Source organism: Stutzerimonas chloritidismutans (assembly GCF_020783375.1).
Taxonomy (GTDB): Bacteria; Pseudomonadota; Gammaproteobacteria; order Pseudomonadales; family Pseudomonadaceae; genus Stutzerimonas; species Stutzerimonas kunmingensis.
In genome coordinates this window covers 2914085-2931327 of record NZ_CP086067.1, presented here as the reverse complement: position 1 = coordinate 2931327, position 17243 = coordinate 2914085, and the positions used below count along the sequence as shown (strand labels likewise).

Sequence of the window (17243 nt, the reverse complement as noted above, 5' to 3'; positions counted from 1 at the left end):
GCCCTTACACCCTCATTCGTCGCGCTTTGCTTCGACTGAATCGATACCAGACCCACTTCTCCATGAACGAATTGCAAAGCTCCCCGGCCGGGAGCTGGCTCAGCGTGATCGCACTGGCGCTGGCCGCCTTCATCTTCAACACCACCGAGTTCGTCCCTGTGGCGCTGCTAAGTGACATCGGCCGCTCGTTCGACATGCCGCCATCCCAGGTCGGGCTGATGCTGACCATCTACGCCTGGGTGGTTGCGCTGATGTCGCTGCCGATGATGCTGCTGACGCGCAATTTCGAGCGCCGCACGCTGCTCATACTGGTCTTTGTGGTGTTCATCGGCAGCCATCTGGTTTCGAGCGTGGCATCGAGCTACGGCATGCTGATGCTCAGCCGGATCGGCATCGCCCTGGCGCACGCGGTATTCTGGTCGATCACCGCATCGCTGGCGGTGCGTGTCGCGCCCGCAGGCAAGCAGGCGCAAGCCCTGGGCCTGCTGGCGACCGGCAGTGCGCTGGCGATGGTGCTGGGCATCCCACTGGGGCGCGTGGTGGGCGAGGCGCTGGACTGGCGCACCACCTTCCTGGCCATCGGCGTGATCGCCGCGCTGGTGTTGGTCGTCCTGGCGCGGACGCTGCCATCGCTGCCGAGCCAGAACTCCGGTTCGTTGCGCAGCCTGCCGGTGCTGTTCAAACGCCCTGCGCTGTTGACCGCCTATGTGCTGACCGCGTTGGTCATCACCGCGCAATTCACCGCCTACACCTACATCGAGCCCTTTGCGCAAACCGTCGCGCACCTGAGCGGCGACATGACCACCGTCCTGCTGTTGCTCTTCGGCGGTGCCGGTCTGCTCGGTTCGTTGCTGTTCAGCCGATACAGCGCGCGCTATCCGAGGGGCTTTCTGATCGTGGCGATCGCGGTCATGGCGATCTGTCTGCTGCTTTTGCTGCCGGCTTCGCGCGAGAGTTCGCTGCTCGGTGCGGTGGTGGTGATCTGGGGTATCGCCGGGATGTGCTTCGGCCTGGCCGTGCAATCGAAGGTACTGAACCTGGCTTCGGACGCGACCGACGTTGCCATGGCCATGTTCTCCGGCATCTACAACGTCGGAATCGGCGGCGGCGCCTTGCTCGGCAGCCTCGTTGTCAGCCATCTGGGGTTGCGTGAGATTGGCGTGGCCGCCGGCTTGCTCGCTGTCGCCGGCCTGTTGCTTTGCAGCTTTGCGACCTATCGCTTAGCCAGGCCTGCCAGCGGCACGGCGGTGTAGCTGGGCTACGTGTGATCCGCTGTCGGGCTTGGTTGTTGCGGTGGGATCAGCAGGTTTCCGCAGAGTTAGCTTGGAAAGCTGTGGCTATTCATGCGTAGCGGTGCTTTCGAAAGATGCCTGCGGTGTGCTGTGGGCGGCCTGGGTGCGTGCGATATCCAATGCCGCACGCTCCAGGCAGCGGCCGATTACCCGGTCACGATGCTGGTTGCTGCGGATGCCGTCCAACAGGGCTAGAACCACATATGTAACCGTGGCTAACGCCAGCACGAATACGATGCCTTTTCCGGCGATCCAGGTATCGGTTAGCTTGATGACGTCCGTCGACAGACTGACGATCGCCGAAACCAGCATGACGATGACGAGATTCTGGGAGACCCAGCGTTCCTGAGGTGGCGGGCCGGCGATCTCGGCGATGCGCGCCAACTCCTGAATGTCCGCTGCGTTGAGCCCGCGCTCTACAAGGGTATTTCGGAATAGTGCGTAGCGCAGCAGTTCTTCGCGGCGTAGAAAACCGTAGCGGTTCAGCGTTTCACGGGCATAGATATCCCGGTAGTACCACGCGCAATAGCGCTCCCGGGCCAGCAGCATGCCAAACAGAGCAAGCAGTGCGCCGGCCATGGCAGCCAACCCCTGCAAAGGTGACTGGCTATTGAGCAAGGTCCCAACCAGCAATATGCCGACAGCGATCGTCAGCGCCCAGGAAGGCCAGACCATGCGCAGCCCGCCATGCGTGAAGCTCGCCGTGAACACGCCGGGTTGGCATTGTCGATAGAGCGAGCGGATCTCTGCCCATGTCGCAAGTACAGTCACGGCAGCGCCTCCCCGGATGTATGGACGTCAGGCGTGCGGCTTGTTGCGGATTGTCTTCATCAGATCGTCCGGCGTGATGTGTCCGACCACGCTGCTGGCGCTGCCCGGCAGTGGCAGGTCGAGGATGTGGCCCTTCATCTTGCCGACCACGTGCATCTCGCAGGGCTTGCAGTCGAAGGTCAGGGTCAGCACTTCGTCGCCGTGCACCAGTTGCATCGGTGCGACCTTGGTACGCACGCCGGTGACGCCCTTGGCCTGCTTCGGGCAGAGGTTGAAGGAGAAGCGCAGGCAGTGCTTGGTGATCATCACCGGCACCTCGCCGGTTTCCTCGTGGGCCTCGTAGGCCGCGTCGATCAGCTGCACGCCGTAGCGGTGATAGAAGGCACGGGCCTTCTCGTTGTAGACGTTGTAGAGGAACGACAGGTGCGACTCCGGGTAGACCGGCGGCGGCACGCTGACTGGCTTGCGGCCGCCGCGCGGACGGATGGCTTCGCGCGCTTCGCCCAGCGCCTCGATGGCTTCGCGGCGCAGCGCCTTGAGTTGCGAGTTGGGGATGAAGAAGGCCTGCGGTGCATCCACTTCGACTTCTTCGGCGTGGTAGATGGTGGTGCCCAGCTGGCTCAGCAGATCGACGATCTGGCCGGGCACCTGCTCCGGCTTCTTCGCTTCGCCGAACGGACCGGCCAGCGACACGCTGGCATAGGCGCCTTCCTCGCTGGTGACGTGCAGCTCCAGCTCATCGGCGCGCAATTTTGCCAGCCAACGTACGCCGATACGGCGCTCGGCGGAGGTCTTGAGCAGCGCGTTCTGCCAGTTGTGGTCCAGGTTGCGATTGAGTGGATGGTTCGGGCGCACCTGACGCATGGCGGCGGGCATTTCGTTGGGTTCGACGCGGTACTGCCAGAACGACTGACCGTCTTCCTCGAACTGCTTCAGCGGCTCGACCACGCTGGCGCGGAAACCCACCACTTCGCGTTTGATCAGCACATTGAGGCCATCACCATTGGACAGGGGCTCGCGGGTCTGCACGGTCAGGTCATGCTTGCCCACCTTGAGCACTTCGCCGACCGCAAGGCCGGTGAAAGTCGGTGAGTCGAAGGCGCCGATGTCGATCTTGCGGTCGGTGACGAAGTAGTCGGTGCTGCCGCGGTGAAAGGTCTTGTCCGGGTCCGGCACGAAGAAGTGATCGGTGCGGCCGCTGGAGGCGCGGGCCAGGTCAGGGCGTTCGGCGAGGATGCCGTCCAGGCGCTGGCGGTAGTAAGCGGTGATGTTCTTCACGTAGCTCACATCCTTGTAGCGCCCCTCGATCTTGAACGAACGCACGCCGGCGTCGACCAGGGCGCTAAGGTTGGCGCTCTGGTTGTTGTCCTTCATCGACAGCAGATGCTTTTCGAAGGCCACCACGCGGCCCTGATCGTCCTTCAGCGTGTAGGGCAGGCGACAGGCCTGGGAGCAGTCGCCGCGATTGGCGCTGCGCCCGGTCTGCGCGTGGCTGATATTGCACTGCCCGGAAAAGGCGACGCACAGCGCGCCATGGATGAAGAACTCCAGGGTCGAATCCACTTCATCGTAAATCGTGCGGATTTCCTGCAGGTTCAGCTCGCGGGCGAGAACCAGCTGCGAGAAGCCGGCCTTGTCGAGGAACTTGGCCCGTTCCAGCGTGCGGATATCGGTCTGGGTGCTGGCGTGGATCTCGATGGGCGGAATGTCCAGCTCCATGATGCCCATGTCCTGCACGATCAACGCATCGACGCCGATCTCGTACAGCTGGTGGATCAGCGTGCGCGCGGCTTCCAGCTCGTCGTCATGCAGGATGGTGTTGATGGTGACGAACACCCGAGCATGAAACAGGTGAGCGAATTTCACCAGCTCGGCAATGTCCGCCACGCTGTTCTCGGCGTTGTGCCGCGCACCGAAGCTCGGGCCGCCGATATACACCGCATCGGCGCCATGCAGGATGGCTTCACGGGCAATGCTGGCATCCCGGGCGGGGGCGAGCAGTTCGAGATGGTGCTTGGGCAGGGACATGGCGCGGACCGGATTTGAATCGAAAGTCGCGCATTGTAATGGCTTGCGGCCGGTTTGGGACTGGCCGCCGGGCGAGTGGGGGCGTGATGGTCGGTTAGCGGGAAGGGTGTCGAGGTGAGGTTAACCCCACCTCGACGGCCTGAATCAGCGTGCCAGCTTGGTGTTGCGCACGCCTTGTTGGCCTTCGCTTTCAGATACTTCGGTCAGTTTGGCGCCACCGACGAACACGCCCATCTTGATCGACTGACGGACGTAATGGTTCTTGCCGGCCTGGGCGTTCAGCTCAAGCAGGTTGTCGCCGAACTCGGATTCGGTTGCAAGTACATGGGGGCCAGGACTGACAAGGCGATAGAAATAGGTCTTGGCAGCGGTCTCGCCGATGACCTCGTCATCAATCTTGATGGTTTTCTTCACGGCCGCCCCAAGGGACGAGTCGCGGAAGATGTACAGACCAGCCTGGTCCTGCGGCGGTGCCGAGAACGACTTGAGTGCCTGATCCTTGTCCGCTGATTCCATCGGTACGGAGGCGCAACCGGATAGCAGGGCAAAACCCAGGGCCACAGCGCTCATCGTCAGCTTGTTAAACATGCTCTTTCCTTAATGTGTTGACTGAAACGGCCTCACTGGCCGCGGACTTGTATCGGCCGCGGCGCGAGTTTCTTGTAGCCCCCGTTGGAAAAGACGAGCGTCAAAGGCCACGCACATGCATGCGCTGGTGCCATGGTGATCGTTGACCGCCCGGCAGCAGCGCAACGACCCTCGGACGGCTATCGGCTGGTTTTACAGCGTCAACACGACCTGATGTTGCCCTCCATCCAGCGCAAGTCGTACGTATCCGTTCATGCAATCGAGCGGGCCTTCATCCAGCCGCGCGTGCTGGATGCCGCGGTTGGCCTGGCCTGGGTTTTCCACGCGGATGGCGTAGCGCGTTTCGCCCAGGGTGATGGTGGCTTCGAACGCCGGCCAGTGGCTGCTGATGCACGGATCGACGATCAGCCATTCACCTTCGCGGCGGATGCCGAGGATGCCTTCGACGCCGGCGCGATACATCCAGCCGGCAGCGCCGGTGTACCAGGTCCAGCCGCCGCGGCCGTTGTGCGGTGCGACGCCATAGACGTCCGCCGCGACCACGTAGGGTTCGACCTTGTAGCGCTGGCTTTCTTTCGGTGTCAGCGCGTGATTGATCGGGTTCAGCAGCTTGAACATCCCACACGCTGCATCGCCATCACCGAGCTTGGCAAAGGCGAGCATGGCCCACATCGCAGCGTGGCTGTATTGACCGCCGTTCTCGCGTAGGCCCGCCGGATATCCCTTGATGTAGCCGGGCTCCTTCGGCGTCTTGTCGAATGGCGGGGTGAACAGCAGGGCCAGACCGTCATGCTCGCGGATCAGGTGGTGCTGCACGGAAGCCATGGCCTGTTTCGCGCGGGCGGGGTCCGCTGCGCCGGACAACACCGCCCAGGACTGAGCAATGGAGTCGATGCGGCACTCGTCGCTGTCTTTGGAGCCCAGCCAGGTGCCGTCGTCGAAGGTTGCGCGGCGGTACCACTCGCCATCCCAGGCCTTTTCTTCCAGCGAGTCGGCGAGTGCCAGCGCGTGTTCGCGCCAGCGTTCGGCGCGCTGGGCGCCAGCCACGCTGCCTCGCTGCTCAGCCAGCGGCGCGAAGAGTTCGATGGTGCGCAGCAGCAGCCAGCCGAGCCACACGCTCTCGCCCTTGCCATTTTCTCCGACGCGGTTCATGCCGTCGTTCCAGTCACCACCGCCGATCAGCGGCAGGCCGAGTTCGCCGGTCAGCTCCAGGCACTGATCGAGTCCGCGAGCGCAGTGTTCGAACAGTGAGGCAGCCTCGTCCGCGATCATCGGCTGGAAGAAGGCATCGTGCTCGCCGGGCTTGAGCAACGGTCCTTCGAGAAAGCTCACCGGCTCTTCGAGAATCGCTGCGTCGCCGGAAACCTGAACATAGGTTGCCGTGGCGAATGCGAGCCAGACACGGTCGTCGGAAATGCGCGTGCGCACACCCTGACCGGAGTGCGGCAGCCACCAGTGCTGTACGTCGCCTTCGGGAAACTGGCGACTGGCCGCGCGCAGGATGTGGCTGCGGGTGGCCTCTGGCTGCGAAAACGTCAGTGCCATGCCGTCCTGCAACTGATCGCGAAAGCCATAGGCGCCGCTGGCCTGATAGAAAGCCGAGCGCGCCCAGATGCGGCAGGCGAGGGTCTGATACAGCAGCCAGCCGTTGAGCATGATGTCCATCGCCCGGTCCGGCGTTTTCACCTGTACCGAGCCAAGGGCGCGGTGCCAGTGGTCCGTGACTTCACGCAGCACTGCGTCGAGATCGGCCTGGCGATAACGCTCGACCAGCGCACGCGCCTCATCAGCCGACGCGCACTGGCCAAGGAAGGCGACGATCTCGACGCTCTCCCCAGGGGCGAGCTGGACCCCGCACTGCAATGCCGCGCAAGGGTCCATGCCTGCGCCGACGCTGGCGGATAACGGTTTGCCAGTAAGCAGCGCCGCCGGCGTGGCGGGGCCGCTGTTGCGACCAAGGAATTCACTGCGATCAGCCGTCCAGGCCGTTTGTCGTCCACCCAGATCGGCGAATGAAATACGCCCGGGAAAGGCGCTGCTCCACGGGTTGTGCGCCAGCAACAGGCCGCTGCTGGCGTCGCGCTGGGTGACGATGAAAGGCCCGGAGGCGCCGCGGGCGGTGCCGAGCACCCATTCGCTATAACTGGTGACCGACAGTCGGCGAGGCTCGGATGACAGGTTGCGCAGCGTCAGTCGGGAAATCTTGATCGGGTCGCCAAGGGCGACGTATTGCAGCAGATCCAGCGCAATGCCTTCGGCCTGGTGCTCGAAGCGGCTGTAGCCGTGGCCGTGCCGCGCCACATAGAGGCCGTCATCGCGGATCGGTTGGGCGGTTGGGCTGAACAGCGCGCCGCTGCGTTCGTCGCGCACATAGAAGGCTTCGCCGCAGGGATCGGTGACCGGGTCGTTGGACCAGGGCGTGAGCTGATTTTCCCGGCTGTTTTCCGCCCAGGTATAGCCGCTGCCCTGCGCCGAGACCTGAAAGCCAAAGCGCGGGTTGGCGATCACGTTGATCCACGGCGCCGGTGTCGTGCTGCCCGACTCCAGCAGTGTCACGTATTCGCGGCCGTCCTTGTCGAAACCGCCGAGGCCGTTGAAGAACTCCAGCCCTTGTGCCAGTTCGCTGCCGGTAGGGCCCGGTGCCGCAACGACCGGCCGCGAGGGCGGGGTAGCGAAATGCGCTGCCACGGTGTCGCCCGGGAGCAATGTGTTGGCCAGCTGCTTGTCGATCGGCCCGCGGCGGGCTATCAGTGCTACGCGAGCGACGCTGCGCAGCAGGGCGCGTGCCTCGCCGCTCAACAGGTCGGCGCGCAGCATGTACACCGATCCCTGGGCAAGCTCGGCGCCGAAGCGCGGACGTGACTGGCTGCTGCGCACCGCGGTTTCGATGGCGATCTGCAGATCCTGCAGATAGGAACTGGCGTGCTCGTTGAGAATCACCAGGTCCACCGCCAGGCGCTTCATCCGCCAGTACTCATGGGCACCGAGTAACTGGCGGACCTGGGCGATGTCCTGGATATCGTCGATGCGCAGCAGCACGATCGGCAGATCGCCCGAAATCGCGTGCGGCCACAGGCCGGATTGGGCGCCGGCACCCTGGATGATCGCAGCCGACGGCGCGCGGAATTTCGGATCGGCATAGAGAATGGGCGCGGCCAGGCGCTGGAAGTCGGCGGCTTCGGCCGGTTTGATGTCGAGATGGCGCAGCTGCACCTGGGCCTGAGTCCAGGCCAGGGTCTTGACGCGGTCGTAGGCGCTGCGGTCGTGGTGCTTCTCGATCAGGCTCAGCAGCTCGTCACGCGAGTCGGCGACCAGGGTCCAGAACGCTACGCGGGCGACCTTGCCCGGCGCCACCCTGACCCGGTACTTGAGTGAGAAGATCGGATCGAGCACCGTGCCGACGCTGTTCGACAGCGGCTGGCCTTCGGCGACCACCGCGGCAGCGGCCACGCTCGGTCGCTGGCCGATGAAGCGGGCGCGATCGGTCTCATACTGCGGGTCGGACAGGATTTCGCCTTCCACCACGGCGAAGTGCGCGGCCCAGATCGGCTGTTCGCCCTCGCTGCGCAGGCGGCGGGTGGCGGTCAACGCGCCGAATTCGGGCAGGTAGTCGGTCACCACGAACAGTTTGGCGAACGCCTGATGCGCATTGTCGGTGGCCGGCGTGGTCAGCACCACTTCACTGTAGGACGTCAGTTCGATGTCCCGCGCTTCGCGACCGCTGTTGGCGAGCGAGACGCGGCGCACTTCACTGTCGTCCTCTCCGGATACCAGCACGTCCATCGTGGTGGTCAGGTCCAGATCGTGACGAATGAACTCGGCATGATCCTCACCGAATATCACCTCGTGACTGAGCGCATCGCTGCCCAGCGGCTGTCCGCCTGCGGGCCAGACCCTGCCGTCTTCGGTATCGCGCAGGAAGACGAAGGAGCCGTAGTCGTCCCGGCTGACGTCCTCGCGCCAGCGCGTGATCGCGAGGTCGCGCCAGCGGCTGAAGCCGGCACCGGCTGCGGTGAGCATCACGGCGTAGCGGCCGTTGCTGAGCAGATGGGTAACCGGCGCGCCGCTCGCGGCTGAGCCTTTCAGGCGGCGCAGTGATTGCGGATCACCGCCACCCTCGACGGCGCGGATCTTCACTTCTTCGGCACGCGGGTGGGCGATGGCGACATCGCGCGGCATGCGTTCCTGCAGCAGCAGTTCACAGGCCTGGATCATCGGCTCGCGATGGAAGCGTGCGCGCATCTGGCCGTCTTGCAAGGTATTGGCGATGGCGACGATGGTCATGCCCTGATGGTGCGCCATGTAGTTGCGCACGATGACAAACGCCTGGCCATCCGGCAGGCGTGTCGGGGTGAAGTCCAGCGCTTCGAAGAAGCCGTAGCGCCCGAGCGCACCCATCTCCGTCATGCGCCGGAAGTTCGCCTGGGCGCCAGTCGCGTCGACCATGGTCGCGAGCCCGGTGGCATAGGGCGCGATCACCAGGTTTTCCGCCAGCCCTCGCTTGAGGCCCAGGCCCGGCACGCCGAAGTTGGAGTACTGGTAGGTGAACTCCATGTCGCGGGCGTTATAGGCCGATTCCGAAACGCCCCAGGGCGCGTGGTGGTCATTGCCATATTCCTGCTGGCGCTGCACGACCAGACGATTGGTCTGCTCCAGCAGGCTGCCCGCCGGGGCGCGCATGACCAGTGACGGCATCAGGTATTCGAACATCGAGCCCGACCAGGAAATCAGCGCGGATGCATTACCCAGCGGTGTCGCCGTGCGGCCCAGGCGGAACCAGTGCCGCGTGGTGACATCGCCCTTGGCAATGGCGAACAGGCTGGCCAGGCGGGCTTCGGAGGCCAGCAGGTCGTAGCAGCTGGGGTCCAGGCTGTTGTCGGCCAGGCCGTAACCGATCGACAGCAGCTTGCGCTCGGGGTCGAGCAGAAAGGCGAAGTCCATATCCAGCGCCATCTCCCGTGCGCTGGCAGCCACGCCGCGCAGGCGCGCCTGCATCGCTGCCAGCGACTCGGCGGATAGCTGGCGATCCCGCGCGTGTTCGGCCAGCGTCTGGCACAGGGCGTTGATCCAGAAGTGAAGCGCCTGCGCATCTTCGTCATCCGTGGCGGATGGGCTGATTTCCTGCGTGACGCGAACGGCCTTCTCGGCCAATTGCCGGAGCGTTGCCGAACGGGTGTCGAGCGCTTGCGCGTCGCCTATTTGCGTGGCGATCTCATCGAGCACGCCGAGCAACGGCTGGCCGCGCTCGCCATTGGCTGCCGGCAGCGCGGCGATGGCCTGACGCGCCAGTATCAGGTTGTCGTGCAGGCCCTGGCGGGCATGCGGCACCTGGGGCTGGTCGAGCCATTCTTCGCAGGCATTGGCGAGGGCGATCAGGTGGCCGGCGAGATTGCCGCTGTCCACGGCCGAGACATAGGCGGGTTCCAGCGCGCGCATGTCCTCGGTGGCGTACCAGTTGAAGAAGTGCCCGCGGTGTCGCTGCAGCCGGCTCATGCTGTCCAGCGTCGTCTCCATTCGCTCGAGCGTCTGCAGCGTGCCGGCCCAGCCGAAATCACGTGCGGCAACGGTTGAGAGCAGATACAGCCCCATGTTGGTGGGCGAGGTTCGGCGCGCGACTACAGGCTTTGGGTCTTCCTGGAAATTGTCCGGCGGCAGCATGTTGTCGGCGGGGGTGACGAATGTTTCGAAGAAGCGCCAGGTGCGCCGTGCAATCAGGCGCAGCTCCTGGGCATCCGCTTCAGCCAGTTTCTGACTGGGAGCGACGCGAGGTGAGCGACTGGCCCACAGGGCCAGCGCCGGAGCACCCAGCCAGAGCAGGGCGAACGGCAGCACCAGCGGCCATGACCCCGGCGCGACCAGCAGCGCCAGCAGTGCGACGCCGACACCCAGCACTGTTCCGCCGGCCATGCCACGGTAGAAGCCGCTCAGTTTCAGCCGCGGGCTAATGGCCGATTGCGCGGCGGTGGTCCATTCCAGCAGGTGGCTGCGAGTCGCATAGAGCCGTGAGAGGGTGCGGATGATGGCATCGCTCATGCGCCAGGCCTGGTCCGGCAGAAACGCCAGGTTCAACAGGGTTTGCGAGGCGGCCATGCGCAGGTCGCCGAGCAGCCGGTGCAGATGGCTTTGCGCACTGACGCCACTGCGAGACGGCAGCAGCGTGAAGCACAGTGGTAGGAAACCGGGAATCGCCAGCGCTCCGAGCACCAGCAAGGTGCCGATCAGGGCCGCCGGCAGCGACAGCATCCAGCACAGGGCCAGTGCCAGCAGACTCAGCGGTGCCAGCAGCGAGCGGCGCAGGTTGTCGAGCATCTTGAAGCGCCCGATGATGGGCAATGCCTGGGGGCCGCGGCGCGCGCCGAAGATCCACGGCAGCAGCTGCCAGTCGCCGCGGGTCCAGCGGTGCTGGCGCTTGCCCGATACGTCGTAGCGCGAGGGAAACTCTTCCACCACCTCGACGTCGGTCGCCAGTCCCGCGCGGGCAAACACACCCTCGAACAGATCGTGGCTGAGCATGCTGTTTTCCGGCACTCGTCCGGCCAGCGCTGCCTCGAAGGCGTCAATGTCGTAGATGCCTTTGCCGGTGTAGGAGCCTTCGCCAAACAGATCCTGATAGACGTCGGACACGGCGGCGGCATAGGGGTCCATGCCGCCGGGGCTGGAGAACACCCGTTGATAGAAGGAGCCTTCGCGGCCCACGGGCAGCGACGGCGTGACACGCGGCTGAAGAATCGCGTAGCCATTGATCACCCGCTGTTCGGGTACGCTGAATCGCGGCCGATTCAGCGGGTGCGCCATCTTGCCGATCAGGCGCATGGCGGCATCACGCGGCAGGCGCGTGTCCGCGTCCAGGGTGATCACGTAACGCACATCCGCGGGAATCCGCTGCGTACAGCCGGCCAGGGGCATGTAACTGGTATCGGTCGCGCCACGTAACAGCTGGTTCAGCTCATGCAGTTTGCCGCGCTTGCGCTCCCAGCCCATCCAGCAGCCTTCGCTGGGGTTGTACTGCCGGCGCCGATGCAGAATCAGGAAACGGCTGCCGCCGGGCGCCGGGCCGTAGCGCTGGTTGAGTCGCGCGATGGCATCGACCGCGACCTCCAGCAGCCGGGCGTCGCTGTCGAGAGTTTCCTGGTCGGCGTCCAGGCCATCGGTGAGCAGGGCGAAGGTGAGGTCGCCCCCGGCGCCGGCCAGGTGATGCACTTCGATTCGCTCGATCTGTTCCAGCAGGTCCGCTTCATTGGTCAGCAGCGTCGGCACCGCGACCAGGGTGCGCATCGACTGCGGCACACCGGCGGTGAGGTCCAGGCCCGGCAGCGTGCTGGCGCCGAAACGCCAGGTGACCACGCGGTTGACCAGCGCCGAGGCCAGGTCCGTGATCGGCAGAAAGGCGACCAGAGCCAGCAGCGCGAGCCAGCCCGCGCCCACGTCGGCACCGCCCATGGCCTGCAGCCCGAGGGACAGCAGCAGGGTGGTAACCAGGAGGATGGCGCCAACATAGCCGACGATGCCCAGCTGCACGTGAAAACGGCTCAGGCGCAGCCCCAGTGGTGGACGGAAGCCAAGGCTGCGTTCGAGATCGAGACGGCCTTCGCCAATCAGGTGGTAGCCGGGGTCGGCCACGCGCTCGTCGTCGGCGATGTCACGGCTAGGTGCGGCGTTGGCGGCGTCCAGCGCGGCGCCGGCTATCTCCAGTTCGCTGGCGCTGGAACCGCGTGCCAGTTGCTCGATGGCACTGCGATAGAGGTTGCGTGTCGGGAAGTCCATGGCGGCAAAGGCACTGCCGCCGCGCAGCCGCTCATCCACCAGGCTGACGTCTTCGAACAGCTCGGTCCAGTCGATATCGGAGATCAACCGCATGCTGGTGATGACGTTACGCACGCTGACGTTGGAGGCGCCCTGACGCTGCTGCGAGTGCTGTACCACCTGTTCGATGGAGGTGTCCTGGCGGCCCAGCAGTTCTTCCAGCCAGCCCAGTGACGGCGTGGTGCGCGGGTCCTGGTCGCGCAAGCGCTTGGCCAGTTCCGCGGCGAAGATCTCGGACAACGGCGCCGTGCCACGCGCGGCAATTTCATCGTCCAGCGCCTTTTCCGGCGAGCTGGCCGAGAGCAGCCGGTTGGCCAGCTCGTCGGCGGCCATTCGGGTTGCCCGGCCATCGGTGATCTGATCGCTCAGACGACGCAGGTTCTCGATCAGGACGATGCGCAGGGTAATGGCCACGGCCCACAGCTCGCCGATCGTCAGCGGCTGGACCTGCTGGTAGGCATTGATGAAACGGCGCAGGGTCTCGGGATCGAAATGACTGTCGGTATGGGCCACGAACGCCCAGGCCAGGCCGAAGATGCGGGGATAGCCGACGAAAGGCCCGTCAGCCAGCTTGGGCAGTTGGCGGTAGAAGCCTGGCGGCAGGTCGTCGCGAATCTCGCGGATCTGCGCCTCGACCAGGTGGTAGTTGTCCAGCAGCCACTCTGCGGCGGGTACCACGCTGCGACCACTTTCCAGCTCGGCGGCGCTGGCGCGGTAAGCCGCCAGCAGCACCGTCGCGTTGTCGTTCAAGCGCGCGTGCAGCGGCAGCACAGCCCGAGGGCGAGGGGTGACCGGCTGGGCGGCGGCCAGGCTCCGGGCGTGATGCTCGAGCCGCTCCGGGCCGAACAACTCGTCGCGAACGGGAGCTAGATCGCTCCAGACGGGCGAACGCTGATGGCGCCCGAGGATGTGACGGAAAACTGAGGTCATGAGCGCCTGTCCGACTAGCGGAGATAGGGGAACAGGCGTTAGTGCGCCGGCTCCTGTCGGGAGGAACCACGGCGGCAAGCTTTCGGAACAACGGGAAACCGATTGCCGGTTTCTGCCAAATCGCCGTACGGCCTCGTGCATGCACCAGACCGCGTGGCGGTATGGCAGAGGCTTCAAGAATCGGCGAGCCATGAAAGCGGAGGGCCCTTCGGCCACTCCGTTTGCAGGAAGAATGCTGTCGCAGCAATTGCTCCACGATACAGCATAGGCACTTTTATTGTCGGTGCTTCGCCGCCTGGCCCTCAGGCGCGATCGGCATGCCGGCTCTGGCGAATCAAGGGGGGCGAGACCGGTTCGGACGAGGCTTGTGTTGCCCCTGTCAGAGGCCACCCAGCAGGTCGTGCGCATCGAGCAGGCGCCAGGCGATTTCCGGCTGTTTCTCCAGCCCGCGGCGTACGGCGGCGGCGATGGCGGGGCGAGTCTTGCGGCAGAGGCCGGGCTGTTCGGCAAACTCGATGGCGATGCCGCGCATGCTGCGCACCTCGTTGTGGCCGGGGGCGACGGTCATGCGGATGCCGAGCTGGTCGAGCATGCGTTGCTGCACGCGCTCGAGATCGTCCAGGCTCTGCACGTTTTCCAGGCGCTCGAGCAGGCGGCGTTCCTCGTGACGGGTCAGCATGAGAATGCGCACGTCGGCGCCGGCTGTTTCCAGCAGCTCGTCACGCCGGCAGGTGCAGGTGCCGGGCGGGCAGGATGGGCGGAGCGGCGGCAGGCTATTCATGGCTTTCGATCATAGCCAAGCCAGCGCAATGCGCACAGCCAGTGGCCTTGTGCCTGCCCGGTGATGACAAGCGTGGCAGCGTCGCGCACCATGGCGCTTCATTTCTGCGCCGGGTGCGCCTCGTTCCGTCAGGGATTTTGCTGGAGAACTGTCATGCGTGTTCTGTCATCCGTCCTGCTGATCGCAACCTTGTGCGTTGCTGGCGCTGCTGTGGCCGAGGAGGCCCGCCTGGTCGAGGCGATCAATGCCTACCGTGGTGAAGTGCAGCGCTGTGGCGACAAAGCGAGTGAAGAGCTGCCGCCGCTTACCGCCGACTCGCGCCTGAATCTGCCGGTCGATAGTGCGGGTGATTTGCAGCAGGCGCTGTCCCGCGCGGGCTATCCGATGGTAACCGTGCAGGCGATCACGTTGTCCGGCCCGCGGGATGCCCAGGCCGCGATGCAGGCGCTGCGCGAGAGCTTCTGTCGGGTGATCCTCGATCCGCAGTTCGCCGATATCGGTGTGAGCCGCAATGACCGTGACTGGCGCATCGTGGTGGCGCGGCCGTTGCTCGATGGTCGGCTGGGTGACTGGCAGGCGGAAGGGCAGAAGCTGCTGGAGCAGATCAACACGGCCCGCGCCTCCGCCCGCCGTTGCGGTAAGCAGGACTTCGCCGCAGCCGGGCCGCTCAGCTGGAACGAGACGCTGGGCAGCACCGCCGAAGCCCACAGCCGGGCCATGGCCAACGGCAACTTCTTCAGCCATCTGAGCGAAGACGGCCGCACCCCAGGTGACCGCGCCGAGCTGGCGGGTTACGCCGGCAGGCAGGTTGGCGAAAACATCGCCGCGGCGCTGCCGACTACCCGCAAGGTGCTGGACGGCTGGCTGGCGAGCCCCGGCCATTGCGCCAACCTGATGAATCCGCAGTTCAGCGAGTTCGGCGGCGCCTATGCGGTCGATCCGCAGAGCGACGCGGCCATCTACTGGACGGCGATGTTCGGCGCGCCTTGAGCAGTCGTTCAGCGACCACCGCCAAGCCGCTTTCGGCTCGATTGTTGAGCGATCCGGCCGAGCGCGCTGTCAGACGAACCTGTTCCCATCAGCAGGGTTGCCCTTGACCGATATCCCTACCCCCGAGCAACTACCCGCCGTGCTGGCGGGCCCGCTGCTGCGGCGTACCGAGCCTGGCCTTCTGACGTTCTGGCTGGTCGGCTCGCGGCCGCTCGAGCTGTCGCTGATTCTCGAAAGCCCGGCAGGCGGACTGCAAAAATCTGTGTCGCTCGATGAGCTGAGCTGCCAGCGCCTGCCGATCGGCAAGCACGCGGTATTGCATCTAATCGAGCTCGTGCCGGACGCACCGCTGCCCACCGATTGCCTGATCGAATACGACCTGCGCATCCACGATGGTGCAGGGGAGCAGGGCATCGCCGGCTGGGCGCCGCACCTGCTCTACGACGGCGCGACGCGGCCGAGCTTCGTCATCAAGTCGCAGCTCGATCGCGTGCTGCATGGTTCCTGCCGCAAGCCGCACCACGCCGCGACAGATGGTCTGCTGTGTGTCGACGAACTGCTGAGTGACGCGCTGGACAGTCCGGCCGAGCGCCCGGCCGTGCTGTTGATGACGGGCGACCAGGTCTATGCCGATGATGTCGCGGGGCCGATGCTGGTGGCGATCCACGCATTGGTGCGCCGCCTGGGGCTTTATGGCGAACAGCTCGAAGGCGCGGTGGTGAACAATAGCGATGAGCTGATGACCCATCCGGCCAGCTATTACCGTCGCGAGCAGCTGTTGCCCGCATTCAAGTCCAACGAGGCGTTGCGCGAGCGCTTCTTCGGCGGCGTGGAAAAGCCGGTGTTCACCACCGCCAACGGGCAGAACCATCTGATCAGCCTGGGCGAAGTCATGGCGATGTATTTGCTCGTCTGGTCGCCTACACCATGGTCGCTGATTGCTCCGCAAATACCCGCGCTCGAATCTGCCCATGCCGAGCGCTATCGCTGCGAAGAAAGCTGTCTGCAAGGCTTCATCCATGGGTTGCCGAAGGTCGCCCGCGCCCTGGCTCATGTGCCGTCGCTGATGATCTTCGATGACCACGACATCACCGATGACTGGAACCTCTCCGCGCGCTGGGAAGAGACCGCCTACGGCCATCCGCTGTCGCGGCGCATAATCGGCAACGCGCTGCTCGCCTATCTGCTGTGTCAGGCCTGGGGCAACGATCCTACGCGTTTCGCCGAGTTGCTGGTGCCGCTCGGTGAACTGCTGGCGACGGCAGACGACGGCTGGCTGGATTGCGCGGCGCAGGATCAACTGATCGATGCGCTGTTCAGGCTCGACGGGTGGGGCTACGAGCTGCCCACCGATCCGCCGCTGGTGGTGCTCGACACGCGCACCCGGCGCTGGCGCAGCGAGCGCAACCTCAGCCGCCCGTCCGGCCTGATGGATTGGGAAGCGCTGAGCGAATTCCAGCAGAACATTCTCGATAAGCCGTCGGTGCTGATCGTCTCGCCTGCACCGATGTTCGGCGTCAAGCTGATCGAGGCGGTGCAGCGCGTGTTCAGTTGGGCCGGCCAGCCGTTGCTGGTCGATGCGGAGAACTGGATGGCCCATCGCGGCGCTGCCCACGTGATGATGAACATCTTTCGCCACACGCGAACGCCGGGAAACTATGTGGTGCTGTCCGGCGACGTGCATTACTCCTTTGTCTACGAGGTGCACATCCGTTCCCGCGATAGCGGGCCGTGCGTCTGGCAGATCACCAGCAGCGGCGTGAAGAACGAGTTTCCACGGCGCCTGCTGGACTGGTTCGATCGCCTCAACCGCTGGCTCTACGCGCCTTGGTCTCCATTGAACTGGCTGACCAAGCGCCGCCGGCTGGAAGTTGTGCCGCGCGTGCCTGACCGCAGCAACGCCGGCGAACGGCTATGGAACGGCTCGGGTATCGGCCTGCTGCTGCTCGACGAGCAGGGCAGGCCGCGTGAGATCTACCAGTTGAATGCCGATGGTACGGCACCGGTGGCGTTTCTTGCCGAGCGCGCTCGCCCTCGTGGCGAGGCTTAGTCGCGCGTGC

General features: G+C 65.1%; 8 protein-coding genes. 3 read left to right on the top strand and 5 right to left on the bottom strand.

The window, feature by feature from the left end; genetic code table 11:
• Nucleotides 1–62: 62 nt before the first annotated feature.
• Nucleotides 63–1253, top strand: a complete 1191-nt coding sequence (locus LLJ08_RS13490) for a sugar transporter (protein WP_082041288.1) — start codon at nucleotides 63–65, stop codon at nucleotides 1251–1253.
• A gap of 84 nt (nucleotides 1254–1337) precedes the next feature.
• Here LLJ08_RS13490 and LLJ08_RS13485 read toward each other — a convergent pair whose 3' ends face one another.
• The 5 genes from LLJ08_RS13485 to LLJ08_RS13465 all read right to left on the bottom strand — a co-directional run bounded on the left by LLJ08_RS13485 (nucleotide 1338) and on the right by LLJ08_RS13465 (nucleotide 14193).
• Nucleotides 1338–2063, bottom strand: coding sequence for a hypothetical protein (locus LLJ08_RS13485; RefSeq protein WP_228207263.1), 726 nt, complete (start codon nucleotides 2061–2063; stop codon nucleotides 1338–1340).
• Nucleotides 2064–2090: 27 nt separating this feature from the next.
• Nucleotides 2091–4091: a peptidase U32 family protein gene (locus LLJ08_RS13480; protein ID WP_228207262.1), complete on the bottom strand. Its 2001-nt coding sequence runs from the start codon at nucleotides 4089–4091 to the stop codon at nucleotides 2091–2093.
• A gap of 144 nt (nucleotides 4092–4235) precedes the next feature.
• Entirely contained in the window at nucleotides 4236–4679 is a 444-nt protein-coding gene (locus LLJ08_RS13475; protein ID WP_003281487.1) for a DUF2846 domain-containing protein, read from the bottom strand.
• Between the two features lie 192 nt (nucleotides 4680–4871).
• Nucleotides 4872–13412, bottom strand: a complete 8541-nt coding sequence (locus tag LLJ08_RS13470; protein ID WP_228207261.1) for a GH36-type glycosyl hydrolase domain-containing protein — start codon at nucleotides 13410–13412, stop codon at nucleotides 4872–4874.
• A 379-nt stretch (nucleotides 13413–13791) separates the two neighbouring features.
• Complete coding sequence (locus tag LLJ08_RS13465) at nucleotides 13792–14193, bottom strand: hypothetical protein (protein WP_090518957.1); 402 nt, start codon at nucleotides 14191–14193, stop codon at nucleotides 13792–13794.
• A gap of 153 nt (nucleotides 14194–14346) precedes the next feature.
• Here LLJ08_RS13465 and LLJ08_RS13460 point away from each other — a divergent pair, with 153 nt between their 5' ends.
• Together LLJ08_RS13460 and LLJ08_RS13455 are read left to right on the top strand one after the other, a co-directional pair.
• A complete protein-coding gene (locus tag LLJ08_RS13460; RefSeq protein ID WP_014819969.1) occupies nucleotides 14347–15183 on the top strand; it encodes a CAP domain-containing protein in 837 nt (278 codons plus the stop codon).
• Nucleotides 15184–15322: 139 nt separating this feature from the next.
• Nucleotides 15323–17233, top strand: coding sequence for a metallophosphoesterase family protein (locus LLJ08_RS13455; protein WP_228208944.1), 1911 nt, complete (start codon nucleotides 15323–15325; stop codon nucleotides 17231–17233).
• Nucleotides 17234–17243: the final 10 nt, after the last annotated feature.

Bases quoted from the DNA above. Each gene is read 5' to 3' on its own strand.
- LLJ08_RS13470 (WP_228207261.1), bottom strand. From the start codon at position 13,412: ATGACCTCAGTTTTCCGTCACATCCTCGGGCGCCATCAGCGTTCGCCC.
- LLJ08_RS13475 (WP_003281487.1), bottom strand. From the start codon at position 4,679: ATGTTTAACAAGCTGACGATGAGCGCTGTGGCCCTGGGTTTTGCCCTG.
- LLJ08_RS13480 (WP_228207262.1), bottom strand. From the start codon at position 4,091: ATGTCCCTGCCCAAGCACCATCTCGAACTGCTCGCCCCCGCCCGGGAT.
- LLJ08_RS13460 (WP_014819969.1), top strand. From the start codon at position 14,347: ATGCGTGTTCTGTCATCCGTCCTGCTGATCGCAACCTTGTGCGTTGCT.
- LLJ08_RS13465 (WP_090518957.1), bottom strand. From the start codon at position 14,193: ATGAATAGCCTGCCGCCGCTCCGCCCATCCTGCCCGCCCGGCACCTGC.
- LLJ08_RS13490 (WP_082041288.1), top strand. From the start codon at position 63: ATGAACGAATTGCAAAGCTCCCCGGCCGGGAGCTGGCTCAGCGTGATC.